Below are 1,308 nucleotides of genomic sequence, written 5' to 3'. Positions count from 1 at the left end.
TGGGGCTTAGAAATTTAAAAATAATGAAAATCTTACACACTACCGATCTGCATTTTAATGAGGATTGGCTTAAATTTATAAAATCGATAGAGCCTGAATATGATCTGATTTGTATAACGGGCGATTTTTTGGATGGATTTCATCCTAAAGGGCTTGATTTTCAAATACAAACGACTACTAAATGGCTAAAGAGCTTTTCAAAGCCTGTATTTGCATGTAGCGGTAATCACGATATAGGGCTAATATGGGATGAGTTTTGGTTAGATGATATAGAGAATGTAAATTCGGATAATACAATAAAAGAGATAGACGGGGTAGTATTTGGATGTGCTCCATATGTAAATCCTAAATTTGAGATGTTTAAAGAGTGTGATGTTTTGCTCTCTCATCTACCTCCAGCTAAAACTGCCGTTTCAATAGAATCAAATGGTAGAGACTGCGGTAGTATAAAACTATATGATGTATTGAATAAGGGCATAATAACTCCTAAATACGTGCTTTCGGGGCATATCCATAATCCTATGGATACAAAATTTAAGCTAAAAGATACAATCATCTATAATCCGGGATGCGATAAGGATAGTAAAAAGCCTAAGATAATAACGATAGATATATAAATTTAAGTACACTTTAAATTCTGTAGATGTAGAATCATCTCTACCTTTATATTCCACACAAATAAAACTTCCACAAAAGCAATTAGTATTTATATTTTTTAAAAGGATATTGGATGAATAGTAATATATTTTTTACATCCGATCTACATTTCGGGCATAAGAGCGTATTAAATTTCTGCCCTTGCTTTAGGAATTTTAGGTCGGTGGATGAGATGGATCATAGATTAATAGAGCTATGGAACTATACGGTAGGCGCAAATGATGAGATTTATAACTTAGGGGATTTCTCTTTTTATAGGGATATTGAAAAGACTATATCTATTTCAAAGAGATTAAACGGTAAGCATACTCTAATCTTAGGCAATCATGACGAGTTAATAAAAGAGAATAGGGATGAGCTTTTAAAGATGAGTAAATTTGACGGCAATAGACTATTTGAGGAGATAGTAGATTATAAAGAGTTGGCTTTAAAATTTAAAGATGATGGTTATAGGCTAGTGCTATTTCACTATCCTATCTTAGAGTGGAACAAAGGTCATTATGGCTCTATATTGCTTTACGGGCATGTGCATGATAGCATATCGCCTTTAAAAGGTAGAGCTCTAAACGTAGGATATGACCTTCACGGTAAGATACTTCATCTTAGAGATGTAATATCCTATACAAAGGATCTGTCACCGTTTGAGCATCA

At 33.4% G+C, this 1,308-nt stretch carries 2 protein-coding genes; both read left to right on the top strand.

Annotation, left to right across the window (positions count from 1 at the left end; all coding sequences use genetic code 11):
- A partial coding sequence (locus CDOM16189_RS07985) for a metallophosphoesterase family protein (protein WP_249321660.1) occupies positions 1 to 617 on the top strand: 617 nt, incomplete at its 5' end.
- 113 nt (positions 618 to 730) lie between these two features.
- The coding region (locus CDOM16189_RS07980; protein WP_170000953.1) for a phosphoesterase at positions 731 to 1,308 on the top strand (578 nt) is incomplete at its 3' end.

The sequence above is a fragment of the Campylobacter sp. RM16189 genome (assembly GCF_012978815.1).
Lineage (GTDB): Bacteria > Campylobacterota > Campylobacteria > Campylobacterales > Campylobacteraceae > Campylobacter_A.
The sequence above is the reverse complement of the archived record's forward strand: the minus strand, read 5'-3'. Positions and strand labels throughout refer to the sequence as shown.